The 489-nt window shown below is 54.0% G+C and carries 2 protein-coding genes; both read left to right on the top strand.

Features of this window, described 5'->3' with window-relative positions:
- Nucleotides 1–203, top strand: a 203-nt coding sequence (locus AB9F27_RS22055; RefSeq protein ID WP_369758226.1) for an acyl carrier protein, incomplete at its 5' end; no start/stop codon positions are given.
- A 13-nt stretch (nt 204–216) separates the two neighbouring features.
- The coding region (locus tag AB9F27_RS22060) for a hypothetical protein (protein WP_369758227.1) at nt 217–489 on the top strand (273 nt) is incomplete at its 3' end.

Here is a 489-nt window from a genome sequence, read left to right on the forward strand (position 1 = left end):
TTTTCAACGACTTCTTTGATCTTGAGCGGTCCGAATTCGGACCCGAACTGACGGCGGACCAAGTGGATGACTGGGACAGCCTAAACCACATTCGGCTGATGCTGAATATCCAGCAAAAGTGCGGCGTTAAGTTCTCGTCCGGCGAGATCAGCGATCTTAAAAACGTGGGGCAACTCACCGAGTTGATTGTTGCAAAAACCTGAGGGAGGCCGCCTGATGAGTAACGATCTTTATCTCGGATTGGGCTGGCTTCCAAAGCCGCCACCGGACCTAAACAGTGCCATTAAAGCGGTACAGGACGCAGGATCAAAGACGGGCGAGACTCTGCGCCAATTGGCACAATTCGGGCTTAACGAGTTACAGCTTAGCAAGTTAGCACGCGCGCTGGAGAAAGCCCGCAGCAACGGCGTTGACCTACAGCCCCTGATCCCCCTCAAGGTTGCCGTACTCAGCAACACAACCACAGAATTCCTTTGTCCCACGCTCGGG

This window comes from Falsihalocynthiibacter sp. CO-5D18, from assembly GCF_041205445.1.
Taxonomy (GTDB): domain Bacteria; phylum Pseudomonadota; class Alphaproteobacteria; order Rhodobacterales; family Rhodobacteraceae; genus Falsihalocynthiibacter; species Falsihalocynthiibacter arcticus.